The organism is Brevibacillus borstelensis (assembly GCF_036700025.1).
GTDB classification, from domain to species: domain Bacteria; phylum Bacillota; class Bacilli; order Brevibacillales; family Brevibacillaceae; genus Brevibacillus; species Brevibacillus borstelensis.
Genome location: NZ_CP144922.1, coordinates 704,535 through 723,411, shown reverse-complemented (window position 1 = coordinate 723,411; position 18,877 = coordinate 704,535). Strand labels below are relative to the sequence as shown.

Annotated in this window: 22 protein-coding genes; all 22 read right to left on the bottom strand. The window is 52.7% G+C overall.

The window, feature by feature from the left end; genetic code table 11:
• Nucleotide 1 precedes the first annotated feature (1 nt).
• Nucleotides 2-1,537 carry a complex I subunit 4 family protein gene (locus V5G20_RS03380; protein WP_024983770.1) on the bottom strand — a complete coding sequence of 512 codons (1,536 nt, stop codon included), beginning with the start codon at nt 1,535-1,537 and terminating at the stop codon, nt 2-4.
• The gene (gene nuoL, locus V5G20_RS03375) at nt 1,527-3,449 is read right to left on the bottom strand and encodes an NADH-quinone oxidoreductase subunit L (RefSeq protein ID WP_338463157.1); all 1,923 of its coding nucleotides are present in this window, start codon (nt 3,447-3,449) and stop codon (nt 1,527-1,529) included. The genes V5G20_RS03380 and nuoL overlap by 11 nt, the downstream gene beginning before the upstream one ends.
• 27 nt (nt 3,450-3,476) lie before the next feature.
• Nucleotides 3,477-3,788: an NADH-quinone oxidoreductase subunit NuoK gene (gene nuoK, locus V5G20_RS03370; protein WP_003388398.1), complete on the bottom strand. Its 312-nt coding sequence runs from the start codon at nt 3,786-3,788 to the stop codon at nt 3,477-3,479.
• Nucleotides 3,785-4,294, bottom strand: a complete 510-nt coding sequence (locus V5G20_RS03365) for an NADH-quinone oxidoreductase subunit J (protein WP_003388399.1) — start codon at nt 4,292-4,294, stop codon at nt 3,785-3,787. The genes nuoK and V5G20_RS03365 overlap by 4 nt, the downstream gene beginning before the upstream one ends.
• A 2-nt stretch (nt 4,295-4,296) precedes the next feature.
• Nucleotides 4,297-4,710, bottom strand: coding sequence for an NADH-quinone oxidoreductase subunit NuoI (nuoI, locus tag V5G20_RS03360; RefSeq protein ID WP_003388400.1), 414 nt, complete (start codon nt 4,708-4,710; stop codon nt 4,297-4,299).
• 45 nt (nt 4,711-4,755) lie between these two features.
• Nucleotides 4,756-5,766 carry an NADH-quinone oxidoreductase subunit NuoH gene (nuoH, locus tag V5G20_RS03355; protein ID WP_171506720.1) on the bottom strand — a complete coding sequence of 337 codons (1,011 nt, stop codon included), beginning with the start codon at nt 5,764-5,766 and terminating at the stop codon, nt 4,756-4,758.
• A complete protein-coding gene (locus tag V5G20_RS03350; protein ID WP_003388402.1) occupies nt 5,763-6,911 on the bottom strand; it encodes an NADH-quinone oxidoreductase subunit D in 1,149 nt (382 codons plus the stop codon). The genes nuoH and V5G20_RS03350 overlap by 4 nt, the downstream gene beginning before the upstream one ends.
• Before the next feature lie 3 nt (nt 6,912-6,914).
• The gene (locus V5G20_RS03345; protein ID WP_024983768.1) at nt 6,915-8,021 is read right to left on the bottom strand and encodes an NADH-quinone oxidoreductase subunit C; all 1,107 of its coding nucleotides are present in this window, start codon (nt 8,019-8,021) and stop codon (nt 6,915-6,917) included.
• The gene (locus V5G20_RS03340) at nt 8,018-8,536 is read right to left on the bottom strand and encodes a NuoB/complex I 20 kDa subunit family protein (RefSeq protein ID WP_003388404.1); all 519 of its coding nucleotides are present in this window, start codon (nt 8,534-8,536) and stop codon (nt 8,018-8,020) included. The genes V5G20_RS03345 and V5G20_RS03340 overlap by 4 nt, the downstream gene beginning before the upstream one ends.
• Nucleotides 8,527-8,898, bottom strand: coding sequence for an NADH-quinone oxidoreductase subunit A (locus V5G20_RS03335; RefSeq protein ID WP_003388405.1), 372 nt, complete (start codon nt 8,896-8,898; stop codon nt 8,527-8,529). The genes V5G20_RS03340 and V5G20_RS03335 overlap by 10 nt, the downstream gene beginning before the upstream one ends.
• Before the next feature lie 157 nt (nt 8,899-9,055).
• The gene (locus tag V5G20_RS03330) at nt 9,056-9,799 is read right to left on the bottom strand and encodes a DUF6042 family protein (RefSeq protein ID WP_003388406.1); all 744 of its coding nucleotides are present in this window, start codon (nt 9,797-9,799) and stop codon (nt 9,056-9,058) included.
• 238 nt (nt 9,800-10,037) lie between these two features.
• Entirely contained in the window at nt 10,038-10,439 is a 402-nt protein-coding gene (locus V5G20_RS03325; RefSeq protein ID WP_024983766.1) for a F0F1 ATP synthase subunit epsilon, read from the bottom strand.
• A gap of 25 nt (nt 10,440-10,464) precedes the next feature.
• On the bottom strand, nt 10,465-11,874 hold the full coding sequence (atpD, locus tag V5G20_RS03320) for a F0F1 ATP synthase subunit beta (RefSeq protein ID WP_003388408.1): 1,410 nt from the start codon (nt 11,872-11,874) through the stop codon (nt 10,465-10,467).
• 48 nt (nt 11,875-11,922) lie between these two features.
• Nucleotides 11,923-12,783 (bottom strand): ATP synthase F1 subunit gamma, encoded by an 861-nt coding sequence (atpG, locus tag V5G20_RS03315; protein ID WP_003388410.1) that lies wholly within the window; start codon nt 12,781-12,783, stop codon nt 11,923-11,925.
• 74 nt (nt 12,784-12,857) lie between these two features.
• The gene (gene atpA / locus V5G20_RS03310; protein ID WP_003388411.1) at nt 12,858-14,369 is read right to left on the bottom strand and encodes a F0F1 ATP synthase subunit alpha; all 1,512 of its coding nucleotides are present in this window, start codon (nt 14,367-14,369) and stop codon (nt 12,858-12,860) included.
• Between the two features lie 105 nt (nt 14,370-14,474).
• Nucleotides 14,475-15,002 (bottom strand): F0F1 ATP synthase subunit delta, encoded by a 528-nt coding sequence (locus V5G20_RS03305; RefSeq protein ID WP_003388412.1) that lies wholly within the window; start codon nt 15,000-15,002, stop codon nt 14,475-14,477.
• Complete coding sequence (gene atpF, locus V5G20_RS03300) at nt 14,999-15,502, bottom strand: F0F1 ATP synthase subunit B (RefSeq protein ID WP_003388413.1); 504 nt, start codon at nt 15,500-15,502, stop codon at nt 14,999-15,001. The genes V5G20_RS03305 and atpF overlap by 4 nt, the downstream gene beginning before the upstream one ends.
• Nucleotides 15,503-15,687: 185 nt before the next feature.
• Nucleotides 15,688-15,909, bottom strand: a complete 222-nt coding sequence (gene atpE / locus V5G20_RS03295) for a F0F1 ATP synthase subunit C (RefSeq protein ID WP_003388414.1) — start codon at nt 15,907-15,909, stop codon at nt 15,688-15,690.
• Between the two features lie 49 nt (nt 15,910-15,958).
• Complete coding sequence (gene atpB / locus V5G20_RS03290; RefSeq protein WP_251255761.1) at nt 15,959-16,780, bottom strand: F0F1 ATP synthase subunit A; 822 nt, start codon at nt 16,778-16,780, stop codon at nt 15,959-15,961.
• 70 nt (nt 16,781-16,850) lie between these two features.
• Complete coding sequence (locus tag V5G20_RS03285; protein WP_003388416.1) at nt 16,851-17,219, bottom strand: ATP synthase subunit I; 369 nt, start codon at nt 17,217-17,219, stop codon at nt 16,851-16,853.
• Between the two features lie 11 nt (nt 17,220-17,230).
• On the bottom strand, nt 17,231-17,440 hold the full coding sequence (locus V5G20_RS03280) for an AtpZ/AtpI family protein (RefSeq protein ID WP_003388417.1): 210 nt from the start codon (nt 17,438-17,440) through the stop codon (nt 17,231-17,233).
• A gap of 200 nt (nt 17,441-17,640) precedes the next feature.
• Entirely contained in the window at nt 17,641-18,837 is a 1,197-nt protein-coding gene (locus V5G20_RS03275) for an acetyl-CoA C-acetyltransferase (RefSeq protein ID WP_003388419.1), read from the bottom strand.
• Between the last annotated feature and the right edge of the window lie 40 nt (nt 18,838-18,877).

Below are 18,877 nucleotides of genomic sequence, written 5' to 3'. Positions count from 1 at the left end.
ATTACCCTCCTATTCCCGTAACGATTGGGACGATCGTTTTCAACGTTTGCTGCAGAGGATTTGCCAAAACGGCCGGATAGACGCCGATCAGGATAATAAATCCGAGCAGGACGACCAGCGGCACAACCTCCATAGGCTGGGCATCTGCCACACCTGCAAACCGCCCCGGAGTCGGTCCAAACGTCGTTTTCAAAACAGCCCTCAGCAGATAGACGGCTGTGAGTACGATGCCAAGCGTACCGATAGCCGCCAGGATCGGCATTTGCCCAAACAAGCCGAGGAAGGCGAAAAATTCGCTAATAAAGCCGGACATCCCCGGCAGTCCCAGAGAAGCCATCGCTCCCGCCAGCATGATTCCGCTGGCGAACGGCATGGATTTCGCAAGTCCGCCCAGCTCGTCGATCATCGAGGTCTTGGTTCTCTCCCAAATCATGCCGATCAGGAAGAACAGCAGCGCGGAAATAAAGCCGTGCGAGATCACCTGGAACATCGCCCCCTGGAAGCCGATCGTATTCATCGCGGCAAATCCAAGCAGGACAATTCCCATGTGGCTGATACTGGAGTATGCCATCACCATCTTCAGATCCTTTTGGACAAAGGCCAGCACGGCACCGTATAGAATGTTAATTATTCCGAGCACAGCCATCCACGTCGCGAACTGGTAGGCTTGTTCAGGGAAAAAGCCGATACCCATGCGCAAAAGTCCGTACGCACCCATTTTCAGCAAGATGCCGGAGTGGATCATGACGATCGCCGGCGGAGCCTGCACGTGGACCTTCAGCATCCAGGTATGGAACGGAAAGACCGGCAGCTTGATCGCAAAGGCGATAAAGATCGCCAAAAACAGGCCGAAGCGGAACTCCGGCGACATGGCCGCTGATGCCGGATTGCCTGATGAGGCGAGAATCTCGGCGATTTTATCCATGTTCATCGTGTTCAGATACATAAACAGCACGATAAAGGCGATCAGCATGACTGCCGAACCGATACCATTGTACAGCAAAAACTTGTTCGCAGCCTTTTCCCTCTCTCCGTAGCCCCAGATGCCGATCAGGAAGTACGTCGGTACCAGTGTCAGCTCGAAGAAGATGAAGAACAAAAACAGGTTTTGCGAAGCAAACACGCCAAACATTCCGATCAGCAGGAGATGGAACAGGATGAAGTACTCCTTCAGCCGCTTCTTTTGATTCCATGAGGCTACAGCGGCCAGAGTCGCTATGATCGCGGTGAGCACGATCAAAGGCATCGAAATTCCGTCCACGCCCAGCTCGTAGCCAAGGTCAAACGAGAAGATCGCGCCCGACTGCTGCAGTCCGACCGGAATCGAGATCCATTTCGCCGTCTCGGTGAATTGCAAGCCTGAAGATTCGTAGTTGAATGACGCAAACAGCATGAGTGACAAGGCCAGCGGCAAAAGTGTGCCCAGCACGCCAATTTTCTTGATCACGCCTCCTTGATGCCGGGGAACGAACGCCAGTATCAAGACAGCCAAAAGCGGTGAGAAGACGATCAATGTAAGCAGTATACTATTGGCCAATCCCAAGGACTCCACCTCCCTGCGCCGTCAAAGTGATGGCGACAATCAACAACAGCAAGCCAAACAGCACCATGGCCCCGTACGATTGCACCTGACCGTTTTGAGCACGTCCATGCAGTGCGCCGATGCCTCGGGCAATTTTCGCTATCAAAGAAACCAGGCCATCAACGATATACTTGTCGAACAGATTGAGCAGGTAGCCGAGCCAGCCGAGCGGAACAACCACTACATAATGATAGAACTCGTCTACGAAATACTTGCGATAGGACAGTTGGTACAGCCACGGCATCGCTTCCGGAATGGCATCGGAAGGAATAGCGCGCTTTCCGTACATCAGCCAGGCCAAGAGGATTCCCAGGATCGACACCCCGAGCGCCGCGATTTGCAGCCAGGCTGCCGCGTGGCCTTCTCCTGCGCCAAACACGTCCTCAATGATCGTGCCTACTTCTCCGCTCAAGAGCCAGTCGCCAAAGACCGGCGCATACGGCGTATTGATGAAGCCCGCAACAATGGCCAGAAGTGCCAGAATCAACAGCGGTCCGGTCATGACTCCCGGCGACTCATGCGCTTCATGCTTGCCCCGCGCCTCTCCGGCAAACGTCAGGAAGAACAGACGGAACATGTAGAACGCCGTAAAGAACGCAGCCAGTATCGCGATAAACAACAGATCGTAGCGATGCGCTTCGTAAACCGCGCCGAGTATCGCTTCTTTTGACCAGAATCCGGCAAACGGGAAAATTCCCGCAATCGCCAGACAACCAATCAAGAAGGTCAAGGCCGTGATCGGCATTTTCTTCCACAAGCCGCCCATTTCAAAGACATTCTGGGTATGTACGGCATGGATCACGCTGCCTGCCCCCAAAAAGAGCAGCGCTTTGAAAAAGGCATGTGTCATCAGATGGAATGTACCTGCCACGTAACCGGCTGCCCCGGCTACCCCCAGCGCCAGCATCATGTAGCCGAGCTGACTCACAGTGGAATAGGCAAGCACGCGCTTGATATCTTTTTGTGTCAAGCCGATGGATGCCGCAAAAATGGCGGTGAATCCACCGATATAGGCAACGACGTTCAACGCCGCATCCGAAGCGATAAACAGCGGGTACGTCGCTGCTACCAGATATACCCCGGCCGCTACCATTGTCGCCGCGTGGATCAACGCAGACACAGGTGTCGGACCTTCCATCGCGTCCGGAAGCCACGTGTGCAGCGGAAACTGACCCGATTTCCCGATCGCGCCGACAAAAATCAGGATAGCCGCCAACGTGATCATCCACGGCTCCAGTTTTCCGAGCGCAATGCTGTCAAAGATTTGTGACAGTTCAAAGCTGCCGGTCCACCAGAACAGCAGACAGATCCCGATGAAAAGACCCAAATCGCCGATGCGGGTGACGATGAACGCTTTTTTCGCCGCAGCTTTCGCTTCCGGCTTGAAATAGTAGTAACCGACAAGCAGGAACGAACATACTCCAACCAATTCCCAGAAAATGTATATTTGCAGAAGGTTGGGGGCAATCACCAGACCGAGCATGGAGAATGTAAAGAGCGCCAGGTACTGGTAGAACACCGGAAAACGCTCATCCCCGTGCATATAGCCTTTGGAGTAGATTTGTACGAGCAAGCTGACGAGGGTGACAATCAACAGCATCAACGCATTCAACTGGTTGATTTCAAACCCCATGGTAATGACAATATCCCCAACCTTCAGCCAATCGATCGAGAACTTGTAGTCAGTCGTTCCCTCCTGAAACCTCTGCCAGAAGGTCAGTACCGCCAATCCGAATGAAACGGCAGTAAAGAGAATTCCGACAGCAGCTGCTCCTTCTTTCAACTGACGGCCAAACGAGACGATCACGATGAAAGCAAGAAGCGGAAACAGAGGAATCAACCAAGCGTATTGCATAAGGGTATCCATCTTTGTCCTCCTTTTCGAATCCCTGTCCTAGCGTTTCATCGAATCCATCTCATCGACATTGACTGTTTCCTTGTTGCGGTACAAAGCTATCAGGATTGCCAGCGCGACCGCTACCTCAGCCGCGGCCACCGTCATGGTGAACAGACTGAAGATATGTCCCGTAACCGCCGGATACAGCCCGTATTTGGAAAAGGCAACCAGGTTGATATTGACCGCATTGAGCATCAATTCAATCGAAATCAGGACGACGACGGCATTCCTTTTGGTCAATGCACCGTACAAGCCTACGCAAAAAAGGATCAAGGCCACTAACAAATAGGAGGTAATGCTTACGCTCATTCCTTGTTCCCCTCCTTCTTCGCCATGATGATTGCGCCTACCAAAGCCACTAACAGAAGTACGGAAATCAGCTCGAACGGAATCACGTACCTTTTAAATACGTCTAAACCGATCTGCTTTACGTTGCTGACATCTGAAGCAGCCGTTTCCGGTGGTGCCGGCCATACGGAGCTCTGGATGCCCCAGAACATCAATCCGAACAACGCCGCCACAAAAATGAGGCTCAGCCAGTTTTTCCACGTGTTTCCCGTGCCCTCATCAGAAGCGTCGTGCTTGGTCAGCATGATCCCGAACAGCATGAGGATCGAGATCGCCCCGGAGTACACGAGAACCTGTGCCACCCCGACGAACTCTGCCCCCAGCAGGACGTACAATCCGGCGATGCTGATAAACGTAATCCCGAGCGAGATGACCATGTGCACGACGCGCGTAAAGCTGATCATGAACACGGCTCCGCCAATCGTCAGGAGGGACAGGACAAAAAAGGCAATAAACTCGCCAGTCATCGCTAGTTCTCCTCCCTGACGTTGGTATTGTTGTCGTCGAGCCAGGTCAGGTTCTTGTACAATTCATCCCGGCTGTACGTTGCCAACTCGAAATTGTTCGTCATCACGATCGCTTCTGTCGGACAAACCTCTGTACACAGGTCGCACAAGATGCATATTTCAAAGTTGATATCGTAGGTGTCGATAATTTTTCCCTTTTTCTCCGGATCAGGATGGGGCTTGCCCGTCAATTGAATGCACTCTGTCGGGCAAATGCGCGCACACTGGTTGCAAACGATGCACTTCTCCGGCGAAAAATGCTGGATGCCGCGAAAGCGGGGCGGCATGGGAAAGGGCACATCCGGATAAAAGTGAGTCACCTTTTTCGCGGTCATTCTCTTAAATGTATACCCTAGGCCTTTGGCCAGTCCTAGCATGTGTGTCACCCCTCTTGGTCAAAATAGCAGTCATACCTGGCTTTTTTAGATCATGCCGCTTTGGTAGGAGATCACTACCGCGGTGATGAGAATATTCAACAGCGCCACCGGCAGGAGCACCTTCCAGGCAAACGACATCAGCTGGTCGACGCGGGGACGCGGCATCGTCGCACGCAGCCAGAACTGCAGGAAGACGTAGAGCAACAGCTTGACGGCAAACCAGACGATACCCGGAATAAAGCTGAGCGCCGGATGAATCGGCAGCCAGCCGCCGAAGAACAAGATCGTGACCATCGCACCCATACCGAACATATAGACGTACTCAGCCAGCATGAACATGGCGAAACGGAAACCGGAATACTCTACGTGGTAGCCCCCGACCAGCTCGGATTCGGCCTCCGGCAGGTCGAAAGGCGTACGGTTCAGCTCAGCCTGGGCCGCTACGAGGAATACGGCGAAGCCGAGAAACTGCGGAATGAAGTTCCACATATCCTGCTGGGCCAGGACGATCTCCCGCAGGTTCATGCTGCCCGTCATCAGGACAACCCCGACCACCGACATAACCAGCGGCACTTCATAGCTGATCATTTGCGCCGCGGAACGAAGTCCCCCGATCAAGGAATACTTGTTGTTGGAAGCCCAGCCCGCCGTAATCACGCCTAAAACGGTAATGCCCGACAGCGCGATGTAGTACAGGATCCCGATGCCGAGATCGGCAAACTGCAGGGTCTCTGTAAACGGCAAAACCGCCAGGACGGCAAAGGCAGGCGCGTACGCCAGTATCGGAGCAAGCGCATAAAGAGCCTTGTCAGCATGCTTGGGCCGCGTATCTTCCTTGATCAGCAGCTTCGCAACGTCTGCCACCGTCTGCAAGAGTCCCAAGGGCCCTACACGGTTCGGGCCGATCCTCGCCTGCATCCACCCGATTACTTTCCGTTCAAAATAGATCGCATATGTTACAAATCCCAACAAAATCACAAGCAACACTACAGCAGCGAGGAAAAACCAAAGTGCATTTCCCAGTGAAGGCGTCTGTTGCAACAGGTCTCGCATCAACAATCTACCTCCCCAAGCACGATGTCGATGCTGCCAAGGATTGCCACCATGTCGGAAATATTCTCTCCCTCAAGCAATTTCGGCAAAATTTGCAGATTGGTAAAGGAAGGGCGGCGGAATTTCAAGCGCCACGGCTTATCCTTTCCTTGGCTGGCAATGTAGCAGCCGATCTCGCCCCTTGGCGATTCGATCCGCACATACGTTTCCCCTGCAGGCGGACGAATGACGCGAGGGACTTTGCCCATTACTTCGCCTTCGCTTGGGAATTGGTCGAGTGCCTGCTCAAGAATACGCAAAGACTGCTCGATTTCGGCAAGCCTCAGATGATAACGGCTCATGCAATCCCCATCGGTCGAGACCGGTACGTCGAAATCAAACCGGTCGTAAATGCAGTACGGCTCATCCTTGCGTAGATCCCATTTGATTCCGGTCGAGCGGAGCATAACGCCGGAAAGCGAATAGTCAAGGGCTGTCTTTTGATCAAATTTGCCGATGCCCTTCAGGCGGTTAATAAAAATTTCGTTGCCTGTAACGAGTGCATGGTAATTGTTCAGTTCCTTCTTCATGTAGGCGACGAATTCCCGCACCTTGTCGATCCACCCTGGAGGAGCGTCCCATTTTACGCCGCCGATGCGCATGTAGTTAAAGGTCATCCGGGCGCCGCACAGCTCGTTGAACAGGTCAAGGATGGTTTCCCGATCCCGAAATGCATACAAGAACGGCGACATGGCACCAAGGTCGAGAAGATAAGTACCCCACCAGACCATGTGGCTTGCCACACGATTCAGCTCCATTGCGATCAGGCGCAAATACTGGGCTCTCTCCGGTATTTCCAGTCCCATCATCGTCTCCACAGCATGACAAATGACATAGTTGTTGGTCATGGCTGCGAGATAGTCCATTCGGTCTGTATAAGGAATAATTTGCGTATACGTAAGGTTTTCGGCCAGCTTCTCCGTACCCCTGTGCAGGTAACCCATCACCGGAATCGCTTCCTTGATGGTTTCCCCATCGATCTTGACTACCAGACGAAATACTCCGTGCGTACTCGGGTGCTGCGGGCCAATGTTGAGAAGCATCTCCTCTGTCCGAATACCGGTATCAGAAGAGATGGTTGAATTCGTAGTAAGAATGCCTTGGTTCATCTTCTACACCTCCTCGTCGTACTGCACGTAGTCCTTTCGAAGCGGATAACCGACCCAGTCATCCGGGAGCAAAATTCGACGCAAATCGGTATGTCCCGGGAAATGAATTCCCAAAAGGTCATAAGTTTCCCGTTCGTTCCAATCGGCGCCCTTCCATATGTCCACTACAGAAGCAACGGTTGGCTGCTCCCGATCGGTTTTTACCTTTACGGCAACACTTTGTCTATTTTTGTAGGAATAAAAGTGATAGTACACTTCCATCCTGTCTTCGTAGTCCACACCGTGTAGATTGGACAGGTACTCAAAGCCCAATTCTTCGTCATCCCTCAGAAATTGAGCCACCTCGTGCCAGCGCTGGTTCTTGACGACCAGTGTCGGCACTTCTTTTGCCAATTCATTAATATAGGAGGATTCCAGTACATCTGCACCAAACCTTTCGGAAATACGGGCCACGTATTTATCAAGAAAAGGCTGATTTTTCGACGGCTCTTTGGGAGCCTCGGGGGCTGTCTCTGTATCTGCATCACCAGCTTTGGCAGCCTTGGCTTTCGCTGCCGCCGCAGCCGCTGCTTTTGCCTTGGCTGCTGCTGCTGCCTTCGCTTTGGCATCGTCTCCGCCAGCTTCGGCGGACTCACCACTCTGGCCAGCAGCTTCTCGCGCCGCTTTCGCTTTGGCCGCTGCTGCGGCTGCTGCCGCGGCCTTTGCCTTGGCTGCCGCTGCTGCTTTTGCCTTCGCATCCGCATCATCACCGCCGGCTCCGCTCTCAGCAGAACCTTCACGAGCCGCCTTTGCCTTCGCCGCTGCTGCTGCCGCTGCCGCCGCTTTGGCTGCTGCTTTTTCCTCCGGTGTCATTTCAGACACGGGCTTGCTCGGCGCTGCGGACTGGTCGAACGCTTTCGACTCGACCGCGGCTTGAGTGGGGTTATCTGGCTTAGCTCCAGCTTGGGAATCTCCAATCGGCTCCGCTCCAGCTTGGGCAGGTTCGGCTCCAGCTTGCTCGGCTGCCTGCTGTTCTTCTTTTGCTTTCCGCAAAGCTTCCGCCTTGGCTCTGGCTTCTGCTGCAGCCTTTGCTTTTTCTTCCGGCGTCGGTTTGCGTTTTTCTTCTGTCATTGATTCGTCACCTGCTTTCCAGTCTTAGCTTCGTAACGAATTTTTTCTTGAAGTTTGTTTATTCCGTAAATAAGAGCGGCGGGATTAGGTGGGCATCCAGGGATGTAGACATCTACGGGAACGATCTGATCAACACCTTTTACTACACTGTACGACTTGACGTAAGGTCCGCCGGCTGTAGCACAAGAACCCATCGCGATTACCCACTTCGGTTCTGGCATTTGATCGTAAAGTCTGCGGAGTAGGGGGGCCATTTTTTTCGTGACTGTTCCGGCAACGATCATGACATCGGATTGCCTGGGAGAGGCACGGAAAATGACGCCAAAACGGTCGAGGTCATAACGTGCGCCGCCTGTACCCATCATTTCAATGGCGCAACAGGCAAGACCAAACGTAAGCGGCCAAAGCGAATTGCTTCGTACCCACCCCTTTATCGTTTCCAGCGTCGTAAACATGACGTTGCGATTCAACTCTTCTTGCAATTCAGGCGCAATGCTCGTCAGATCTAGTTCCATTCCAGCACCTTCTTTCTCCATGCGTAAATCAGTCCAACCACCAGCAAGCAGATAAAGATCACCATCTCTACCAGGGCAAACAGTCCCAATTCCTTGTAGGCTACAGCCCATGGATAGAGAAAGAGTGTTTCCACATCAAAAATGACGAAGAGCAAGGCAAAGATATAATACTTGACGTTAAACCGTACCCAGCTGTCTCCGACTGGAATGTTACCGCTTTCATAGGTTGTCTGTTTTTCCGCTGTCGGCTTTTTCGGGCGCAGCATGGGTCCGATGATGCTGACTGTCGCCACAGGCAGCAACACCCCGAGGAACAAGAAAATCGCCACAATGACATAATTGTTGGTATAGATTTCACCCACTGACGTTCCCTCCGCTCTGTGAACATTAGAAAAAAATACCTTTATCATTATAGCAAATCGCCTACATGGTGTCTAACGAACTCATTCCATATGTACCAATAAAAGGAAAAACTTAGAGAATTTCTCCCTAAGTTTTCCATTCTGTGCATATTTTATTTTATTGAACGTTCGGAGAAAACTGCTGGCCGAGGAAGTCTTCATAGACGCGCTCCCAGACGATTGAGAACGTCATCGGCTCATCTTCCGGGATTTCCAGCATGTTCTCGATCGCCTCTTCCATGTAAGGAGTCAGCTTGATCAATACTTCTGCCAGCATCGAATCGTTGGTATTCAGCATTTCTTTCAGTTCCGCCTTGGTAAAGGTAAAGGACTCATCGTCACGCTCATGGAGCGTCATCACCAGACGGGCAAAGAACGGATGCACCAATGCTTCAAATCTTACATATCTCAATGCATACTGTTCTGCTTCAGTCAATTCGAATGTGTCCAGAGCGTCCGGGAATGGGTTGATCGGAATATCCCACACATCTCCTTTATCAATGAGCAGTCCCCATCTTTCAAAGAGAGCAATCGCTTCCTCGCGAGATTTCGGATACTCGTAGCCGGAGCGGACGATTACTTTTTTATGTCTTTCCAGCAGGCTCTTGTAGTTTTCAAAATCCTCTTTGGAGTTGAACATGTCTTCGGTCGGTTCGGCAAACAAGCCTTCCAAACCTTCAAAGCCATCTACGATCTCACGCATCTCTGCTTTGCTTTCTCCTTTGGTGACTGCATAGCACAGCGCTTGGAACAGCACATTCATTTCATGCGGAAGCACGTTGCTCCAGCCATGGCCCGCATACGCGCCAGGAATAGCAACGCCTTCGCTGCTGCTATCACGAACGTCTCTAACTGTTTGCATATGTTACACTCTCCTTTATCCCGATAGCCAATTCGCAATCCCAGTACCTAGTATCCCGCCGTCTTTGCTGCCGAGGCCGGGCATTAGGTTTATTATACACGGAATCAATAGGCGATTACCAACTCGAAAAAAAAATTGGGGGAAACTACCCCTGTTCCCTGAAAATGCTGGGGCCGCTCACTGTCCGTTCGATATACAACAAAGCCCCCGTCGCCAGAAGCGCGGGGACTTTTGTCATCTACTTATTTGTAACCTGAAGACGAGTGATTGCGCGTTGCAGTGCACGCTCAGCCCGACGCAAATCCAGGTCCGGATGTTTTTCGTTCAAACGCTGCTCGGCACGCTCTTTTGCTGCCTTGGCGCGGCTTGGATCGATATCCTCCGGTCTTTCTGCTGTCTCGGCCAAAATCGTCACCTTGTCGCCGCGTACTTCCATGAAGCCGCCGCTGACAGCCATTACGAGCTCCTTGTCGCCTTCGGTCTTGATCCGAACAGGTGCGATTTTCAGTGGAGTCACCATGGGCATGTGATTCGGCAAAATACCGAGATCCCCTTGTACGCCACGGGCAATGACCATGCTGGCTTCACCGCTGAACAAAACCCGTTCAGGAGTTACGACTTCTACTGTCATCTTACTCACTTACTGGTCTCCCCTTTCCAGGGTGTTACGCCATGGTCTTTGCACGTTCTACAACGTCTTCGATCGTACCAGCGTACAGGAATGCACCCTCAGGCAGGTGGTCGTGCTTGCCTTCGAGGATTTCCTTGAAGCTGCGAACGGTTTCCTTCAGCGGCACGTATTGGCCCGGGTTACCGGTAAACTGTTCGGCAACGTGGAACGATTGAGACAGGAAACGTTGGATGCGGCGAGCGCGTGCTACGATTTGCTTGTCTTCATCGCTCAGCTCGTCCATACCCAGGATCGCGATAATGTCTTGCAGTTCTTTGTAGCGTTGCAGGATTTTTTGAACGCCACGAGCCACATCGTAGTGCTCTTGACCAACGATGTCAGGAGACAGAGCGCGGGATGTGGAAGCGAGCGGGTCAACCGCAGGGAAGATACCCAGCTCGGCGATGGAACGCTCCAGGTTCGTCGTAGCGTCCAAGTGAGCAAACGTCGTAGCCGGTGCCGGGTCAGTGTAGTCGTCCGCCGGTACGTAGATCGCTTGAATGGATGTAACGGAACCTTTTTTCGTAGAGGTAATGCGCTCTTGCAGCTGACCCATCTCGGTAGCCAGGGTCGGCTGGTAACCTACCGCAGACGGCATACGTCCGAGCAAAGCGGATACCTCGGAACCTGCTTGGGTAAAGCGGAAGATGTTGTCGATGAACAGAAGCACGTCGCGGCCTTCTTCATCACGGAAGTATTCCGCCATGGTCAGACCTGTCAACGCTACGCGCAGACGCGCGCCAGGCGGTTCGTTCATTTGTCCGAATACCATCGCGGTTTTCGGCAGAACGCCAGCGTCTTTCATCTCATGGTACAAGTCGTTACCTTCGCGGGTACGCTCGCCAACGCCGGCGAATACGGAGATACCGCCGTGCTCTTGCGCGATGTTGTTGATCAGCTCTTGGATCGTAACGGTTTTACCTACACCGGCACCACCGAAGAGACCGATCTTACCACCCTTGATGTAAGGAGCGAGAAGGTCAATAACCTTGATACCTGTTTCCAGAATTTCAACTTCAGTCGCTTGCTCCACGAACTCGGGAGCTTTGCGGTGAATCGGGTCGCGGCGCTCTACTTGACCCAGTTCTTTCAAGTCGATCGGCTCGCCGAGTACGTTAAATACGCGGCCCAGAGTAACCTCACCGACTGGAACGGAGATAGGCGCTCCTGTGTCTACAGCTTCCATGCCGCGCACCAGACCATCTGTAGTGGACATCGCAACGGCACGAACCAGGTTGTCACCCAGGTGTGTAGCAACCTCGACAGTCAAATCGATGTCGCGCTCACCGGCGCTTTGTGCTTTATGTTGAATTTTGATCGCATTGTAAATGGCAGGCAAATGTCCGCGGTCGAACTCGATGTCAACGACCGGACCCATTACCTGAACCACGCGTCCTTTCGCCATCTTACTTCTTCCCTCCTGTGAAACTGAATTGGGAGTCAACTTTCGTCTTTACGCCTGTGCGTTGGCACCGGAGACGATCTCGGAGATCTCCTGCGTAATCGCTGCCTGACGGGCACGGTTGTAGATCAACGTGTAACGTCCAATCATGTCCGTCGCGTTATCTGTCGCATTGCCCATCGCTGTCATGCGGGAGCCTTCTTCGGAAGCCTTCGCCTCGAGCATGGCGCTGTAAACAAGCGTTTCAGCATATTTCGGTAACAGATCAGCCAGGACTTCTTCTGCATTCGGTTCGTACTCGTAATTCGTCGTACGCCCGTTGCTGCTCTCGGGAGCCTCAAGCGGCAAAACACGCTTGATCGTAGGCACCTGAGAGATCGCGCTCTGGAACTTGTTGTAGCACAAGTAGAGCTCGTCGATCTGCTCGTCCGCGAACAGCTGCACGGCTGCACTGGCGATCTTCTTGATATCAGCAAAGGCAGGGTTTTCTATGCCGGTTGCCTCGTCAATGACGGGGTAATTGCGCTTCGTGAAAAAATCACGGCCTTTACGTCCGATTACGAAAATGCCGTATTCGTCCTTGGACTTGTGCTTCTCGTTAATGGTCTGGATCACGGTACGGATCATGTTACCATTGTAACCGCCTGCGAGACCGCGGTCAGAGGTGATGACAATATAGCCGGTCTTTTTCACAGGGCGGGATTGCAGCATCGGATGCTTGGAACCGGTGGTGCCACCTGCGATGCTCGCAATCACTTCCTGAATCTTGTCGGCGTACGGACGGGCCGCTTCCGCCTTCTCCTGGTTGCGGCGAAGCTTTGCAGCCGCCACCATCTTCATCGCCTTTGTGATCTGACGGGTATTTTTCACGCTTTTAATACGGCGTCGAATCTCACGTATTCCTTTAGCCAATCGTTTTCACCACCTTGGGGACACATGCCGAACTTTTCGGCCCGGCATGCATCAGTTGTCTATTGGATTAACGTTTAGCGAGTTACCGAAAAGCCTTTTTTGAACTCTTCGATCGCTGCGTTGAATTCTTTTTCATCCGGAAGCTCTTTCGTCGTACGGATGTGCTCCAACAGCTCAGGCTTGTTGGACTCAAGATACGACATCAGTTCCTTCTCGAAGCGGCCTACAGCCTCTACCGGAATATCATCGAGGTAGCCTTTGGTTGCGGTGTAGATGATCGCAACCTGCTTCTCAACCGGAATCGGCTCGAATTGGCCTTGCTTCATTACTTCCATCAAACGCTCACCGCGAATCAGACGGGCTTGCGTCGCTTTGTCAAGGTCGGAACCGAACTGGGCAAACGCAGCCAGCTCGCGGTATTGAGCCAGCTCAAGCTTGAGCGGACCGGCAACCTTTTTCATCGCCTTGATTTGCGCCGAACCACCTACGCGGGATACGGACAGACCGGTGTTTACCGCTGGGCGTTGGCCGGCGTTGAACAAGTCTGTTTCAAGGAAGATCTGACCGTCAGTGATGGAAATCACGTTGGTCGGAATATATGCGGAAATGTCGCCCGCTTGGGTTTCGATAAACGGCAGGGCAGTCAGTGAACCTGCGCCCAGTTCATCGGACAATTTCGCTGCGCGCTCCAGCAGACGGGAGTGCAGGTAGAATACGTCACCAGGATACGCTTCGCGGCCTGGAGGACGACGGAGCAGGAGGGACATTTCGCGGTATGCGGCAGCCTGTTTGGACAGGTCATCGTATACGCACAGAACGTGTCCGCCTTTGTACATGAAGTACTCACCCAGCGTAACCCCAGCATAAGGAGCCAGGAACAGCATCGGAGCCGGATCGGACGCAGTCGCGGAAACAACGATTGTGTAGTCCAGAGCGCCGTGCTTGCGCAGGGTTTCTACGATGTTTGCAACGGTCGATTGCTTCTGACCGATCGCCACGTAGATACAAATCATGCCATTGCCTTTTTGGTTGATGATCGTGTCGAGCGCCACAGATGTTTTACCTGTTTGGCGGTCACCGATGATCAGCTCGCGCTGTCCGCGGCCGATTGGAATCATCGCGTCAATCGCTTTGATACCGGTTTGCAGCGGTTCATGAACAGATTTACGCGCCATAACGCCCGGAGCCGGACTTTCGATCGGGCGGAATTCGGTCGTATGGATTGGGCCGAGGCCGTCAATCGGCTGACCGAGCGGGTTCACTACGCGGCCCACCATTGCTTCACCTACAGGCACCTCCATGATGCGGCCTGTACGTTTTACTGTATCGCCTTCTTTAATGTCACGGAACGGACCAAGAATAACGACACCCACGTTATCTTCTTCCAAGTTGAGTACCATACCCATTACGCCGTTTTGGAACTCGAGGAGCTCCCCGGCCATTGCTTTTTCCAAACCGTGAACGCGTGCGATACCGTCACCAACCTGGATGACCGTTCCTACGTCCACAACTTCAATTTCAGATGTAAAATTAGCGATCCGCTCTTTAATGAGGGAGCTAATCTCTTCTGGTCTGATTGCACTCACTTAACATTCACCCCATTCGTCCAACATCTTAATAGAGGGTGTTTAAAGCTCATATGAATGCCTGGCCTTTCGGAAGTTGACCAGGATTCCCGCTTTAAACGGCATTTATGCTTGATGCGCGAAAAGTTCCAACTTCGTCTTAATGCTTCCGTCATACAAACGGTCGCCGATCTTGATCACAATTCCACCGAGGATGGACGGATCCACAACGGTTTGCACGCGCAGCTTCTTGTTCAGTCTTTGACCGAACTTCTCGGCCAGCTCCGCTTGCTCTTCGGCGCTCAATGGCTTGGCGCTGGTGACGATGGCGTCGGCAATGCCGCGCGCTTCGTTTGCCAGCTTCACGAAAGCCTGCTGGATCTGTGCCAGCTGCGCTTCCCGTCCGCTTTCAATCAGGACGGTCAGGAAATTGTGAGTCTCTTCGCTGATGTGACTTTTGAACAGGTCATCCACCAGCGTTTTCTTCGCTCCCGCCGCGATATGCGGGTGTAGCAGGATTTTGCTCAAATCGGCGTTTTGCTCAACCGCTTGCACGACTGCGCCAAGGTCAGCTTCCACCTGATCGATTTTCCCACGCTCGCTGGCCACTTCAAAAAGGGCGCGGGCGTAGCGCTTTCCTACTGCGCTGCTCATAGGCGATCTCCCACTTGAGCGAGGAATTTGTCAACGGTTGCTTTTTGCGCTGCTTCGTCCAGTTCTTTTTCAATGATCTTGGAAGCCAAGAGAACGGACAGACCTGTCATTTGATCGCGCAGCTCCGCTTTCGCTTTTTCTACTTCGCGAGCCAGTTCCTTGCTGGCATCAGCCTTCATGCGCTCAGTTGCAGCTTGCGCATCGGCAACCAGCTTCGCGCTTTCGTCCGCAGCTTGTTTCGTAGCGCGGTCGATAATTGCTTTTGCTTCTACACGAGCCTCGTCGAGGACGCGGCGTTGTTCGGCGAGAAGAGCTTCCGCTTCTTGGCGGCTCTTTTCAGCCGAGGAAATTTGGGATTCGATATGCTGACGGCGCTTTTCCATGATTCCTACGATAGGGCCCATGGCCAGTTTTCGAACAACCAGCAGCAACACCAAGAATACGATTACTTGGGTAAGCAAGTCTCCAAGGTTAAGGGAGACGGCACCAAAGTCGAGCATTTGTTTCACTCCTTCCTTACAAACAGGAGAATGTATATCTACGGATTAAAGCCGCTTCTTTCCTAGATAACCCGGCTGCGCCAGCTAAAAAGGCGGACGGAGCCACAAGCCACCAGGGCAAAAATAAGTTCTGATGACTAAAATAGAGGCGAAGGTCAAGCCCCCGCCCATCAAACCTATGCTTTTTACAGACGACCGAAGAGGATGAAACCGATCGCAACTGCGATAATCGGAACCGCCTCGACGAGACCGAGACCCAGGAACATGAGACCCATCAGGTTGCCGCGCGCTTCAGGCTGGCGAGCTACGCCGTCAATTGTACGGGAAATAACGAGAGAGTTACCAATTGCTGCACCAAGAGCAGCCAGACCAAATATGATACCGATTGCAAGAGCCAAACCTTCCATTGTAAAAAAACCTCCTTAGTGTGTGTAAAAGATAGAAATCTACAGTGAATTAATGTTGGTCATTCACTTGTTGTGAAATGTATACCATCGCCAACGTGGTGAAGATAAAGGCTTGGACAGAGCCGACAAAGACGGAGTAGCCCAGCCACAGGAACAACGGAATGCTTCCGAAGATTCCTACGCTCAACAGGAAGGCGATCAAAACCTCACCGGCAAAGATGTTACCGAATAGACGCAGAGGAAGCGTCAACGGCTTAATAATGAACTCTTCCAGAATGTGAATCGGGTTCAGGAATGTATGCTTGAGCCATCCGCCGAAACTCTTCTTCATCCCCAGGTAGTGCGCGTAGAGCAGCACCACAAACGCCAGCGCAAAGGTTACGCTCGGGGTAGCAGTCGGCGATTTCCACCAACCGATGACTACGCCGTGGCTGTGAGGATCGGTAGCGTTCAACTCTTCATTCAGCTTTTCCAGCTTCTGCTTCTTGGCTTCATCGTCGCTCGCCAGCGTCAGCGCATCGACTACCGTCTGGCTCATTTGTTGACCCTTATTCGGATCGTTGTGATGAGACGTATTCACGTTAAACACAAGGCCCAGCTGGTTGCTGATAAAGATGTAGAGGAACAGGGTCAAGGCTAGCGTAACAAAATGCGCTGCCTTTTTCGGCTCGATATAGCTTTTGGTGATGCCTGTGACGAAATCGACAATCCACTCCATCACGTTTTGCCCGCCTCTTGGAGCAGCGGTGGTCAGGTTGCGGGTCAGACCCACACACAGAAGCAGAACCACCAGGGAGCTTACCAAAATCGCAATGATGGTCGAGACATCAAAAACCATGCCCAACCACTCAAATCGCAGAGAATAATGCATGTATTTCACCCCTTTCTTCCGCGCGAGTCTATTACCAAGTCATGTACAGAGTAAAAAAATGCTGCAAAATCTATTTTAAGGAGCGGTAAACGAAAAAGAAGCCTAACACTTGAAAGAGGAAAAGGCCGATCAGCACGCCCGACAAAACAAACAGATGGGGGAAGCGGATCGTCAGAAATACGGCGAATCCAGCCAAGAGGAGGCGTTGCAGCATGCCTGTTCCTTTTGGACGGACGCTCGGGTCGACAGCCATCTGGCCGATGCGCCAAGTCTTGCTTACGAGCACGGTGCCGCCCAGTAGGCTGCACCCCATTCCAAGCAGGAGGCTCTGCAAAAACAGCCGATATGGAGGCAAAACGGCCCAGAGTATAGCAACCAGGGCCACACAGAAAAAAGCATAGCGAAAGGTTGCTCGCATAGCCGAAGTAAACGTTTGCATGTTCTATCTCCCTACAAATACCCGCGAACTATGCGGTAGACGCTATACACGCCAATTCCCAATCCGAGAAGGAGCCCAACCATCAAGAACCAAGGTTTGGTAGACAGAAGACTGTCAACGTATCTGCCCAGATAGACGCCGCCAATGACACAAACGGCCATGTCCGCACCTATCAGGCTCACTAGCGTGACGGCTCGCCACGGATTATCGATTTTCGGCACATAACCGTCCCCTTTCATACACAAGGAGAGGGCAGGTTGTCAAGTGCCCCTATGCCCTCATTCATATTAACGAAGATTTATTCCATTTGTCAACGTGCGATAGGTTCTGTACACAAAGCGTTCACATTTGAAAATGACGCGGTTTTTTTGCAAAAACAGCCCTTTCTCTCCGGCCGTCAAAACTGGAAAAACTATCTCTTCTACTGATTGATTTTTTCAACAACCGTGGCTACTCCTTGGCCGCCGCCGATGCACAGAGTCGCTAACCCATATTTTGCCCCTGAACGCTTGTTCAATTCATGTACAAGCGTCACCAGTATTCGGGCTCCGCTCGCGCCGATTGGATGGCCGAGAGCGATCGCTCCGCCGTTCACATTCAGCTTCTCACGCGGAATCCCGAGTTCTTTTCCGACTGCCAGCGATTGCACGGCAAACGCCTCATTGGCTTCGATCAAGTCCATTTGCGCAAGCGTCAGACCCGCTTTTTCCAGTACGCGGCGCGTCGCCGGAACCGGTCCGATGCCCATGATGCTCGGGTCGACACCTGCACTAGCATTGGCGACAATCCTGGCCAGCGGTATTACACCGAGCTCGCGTGCCTTTTCTCCCGACATGATCAAGAGAGCAGCCGCTCCGTCGTTGATGCCGGAAGCATTCCCTGCTGTAACCGTACCGTCCTTTTTAAACGCGGGGCGGAGCTTTCCGAGTGCTTCCGCTGTTACACCAGCCCGCGGGAATTCGTCGACGCTGAACATGATCGGTTCGCCTTTTTTCTGCGGAATCGGCACGGGAACAATTTCATCTTGAAAACGTCCTTCGCTTAGCGCACGCTGCGCTTTTTCCTGGCTCCAGGCGGCAAACTCGTCCTGTTCTTCTCTCGTCAGCCCATACTGCGTGCACAGATTTTCCGCTGTAATCCCCATGTGATAGTCATTGAACGCACACCAGAGACCGTCGCGGATCATGCTGTCGACCACCTTTTGATCGCCCATCCGGTAGCCGCCCCGCGCCCCTTCCAGCAGATATGGCGCCTGACTCATATTTTCCATGCCCCCGGCAAGCACGACCTCGGCATCCCCGGAGAGAATCGATTGCACCGCCAAGTGGACCGCTTTCAGCCCGGATCCGCACACCTTGTTGATTGTCATGGAAGGTACCTGCTGAGGCAGCCCAGCCCGGATCGCCGCCTGTCGGGCAGGATTTTGCCCAAGACCGGCCTGAAGCACATTGCCAAGTATCACTTCATCGACAGCTTCTTTGGCGACGCCAGCGCGTTCGAGTGCCGCTTCCAGCACAACGGCTCCCAACTGTGTAGCGCTTACCCCTGCCAGCGCTCCCTGAAAATTGCCGATAGCCGTCCGAACGGCGCTTGCAATTACGATTTCTCTTTGACTCACGAAAAATCACTCCTCGCAAAACTGGATGAAAGCATCTTCA

What these genes read in the sequence shown, in the direction of transcription:
- atpE (WP_003388414.1), bottom strand. Translation starts at nt 15,909, where the DNA reads ATGGAAGGTTTGGCTCTTGCAATCGGTATCATATTTGGTCTGGCTGCT.
- nuoL (WP_338463157.1), bottom strand. Translation starts at nt 3,449, where the DNA reads ATGGATACCCTTATGCAATACGCTTGGTTGATTCCTCTGTTTCCGCTT.
- atpD (WP_003388408.1), bottom strand. Translation starts at nt 11,874, where the DNA reads ATGGCGAAAGGACGCGTGGTTCAGGTAATGGGTCCGGTCGTTGACATC.
- nuoK (WP_003388398.1), bottom strand. Translation starts at nt 3,788, where the DNA reads ATGAGCGTAAGCATTACCTCCTATTTGTTAGTGGCCTTGATCCTTTTT.
- atpB (WP_251255761.1), bottom strand. Translation starts at nt 16,780, where the DNA reads ATGCATTATTCTCTGCGATTTGAGTGGTTGGGCATGGTTTTTGATGTC.
- V5G20_RS03365 (WP_003388399.1), bottom strand. Translation starts at nt 4,294, where the DNA reads ATGACTGGCGAGTTTATTGCCTTTTTTGTCCTGTCCCTCCTGACGATT.
- V5G20_RS03305 (WP_003388412.1), bottom strand. Translation starts at nt 15,002, where the DNA reads ATGAGCAGCGCAGTAGGAAAGCGCTACGCCCGCGCCCTTTTTGAAGTG.
- nuoI (WP_003388400.1), bottom strand. Translation starts at nt 4,710, where the DNA reads ATGCTAGGACTGGCCAAAGGCCTAGGGTATACATTTAAGAGAATGACC.
- V5G20_RS03330 (WP_003388406.1), bottom strand. Translation starts at nt 9,799, where the DNA reads ATGCAAACAGTTAGAGACGTTCGTGATAGCAGCAGCGAAGGCGTTGCT.
- V5G20_RS03340 (WP_003388404.1), bottom strand. Translation starts at nt 8,536, where the DNA reads ATGGAACTAGATCTGACGAGCATTGCGCCTGAATTGCAAGAAGAGTTG.
- V5G20_RS03285 (WP_003388416.1), bottom strand. Translation starts at nt 17,219, where the DNA reads ATGCAAACGTTTACTTCGGCTATGCGAGCAACCTTTCGCTATGCTTTT.
- V5G20_RS03345 (WP_024983768.1), bottom strand. Translation starts at nt 8,021, where the DNA reads ATGACAGAAGAAAAACGCAAACCGACGCCGGAAGAAAAAGCAAAGGCT.
- V5G20_RS03350 (WP_003388402.1), bottom strand. Translation starts at nt 6,911, where the DNA reads ATGAACCAAGGCATTCTTACTACGAATTCAACCATCTCTTCTGATACC.
- atpF (WP_003388413.1), bottom strand. Translation starts at nt 15,502, where the DNA reads ATGCTCGACTTTGGTGCCGTCTCCCTTAACCTTGGAGACTTGCTTACC.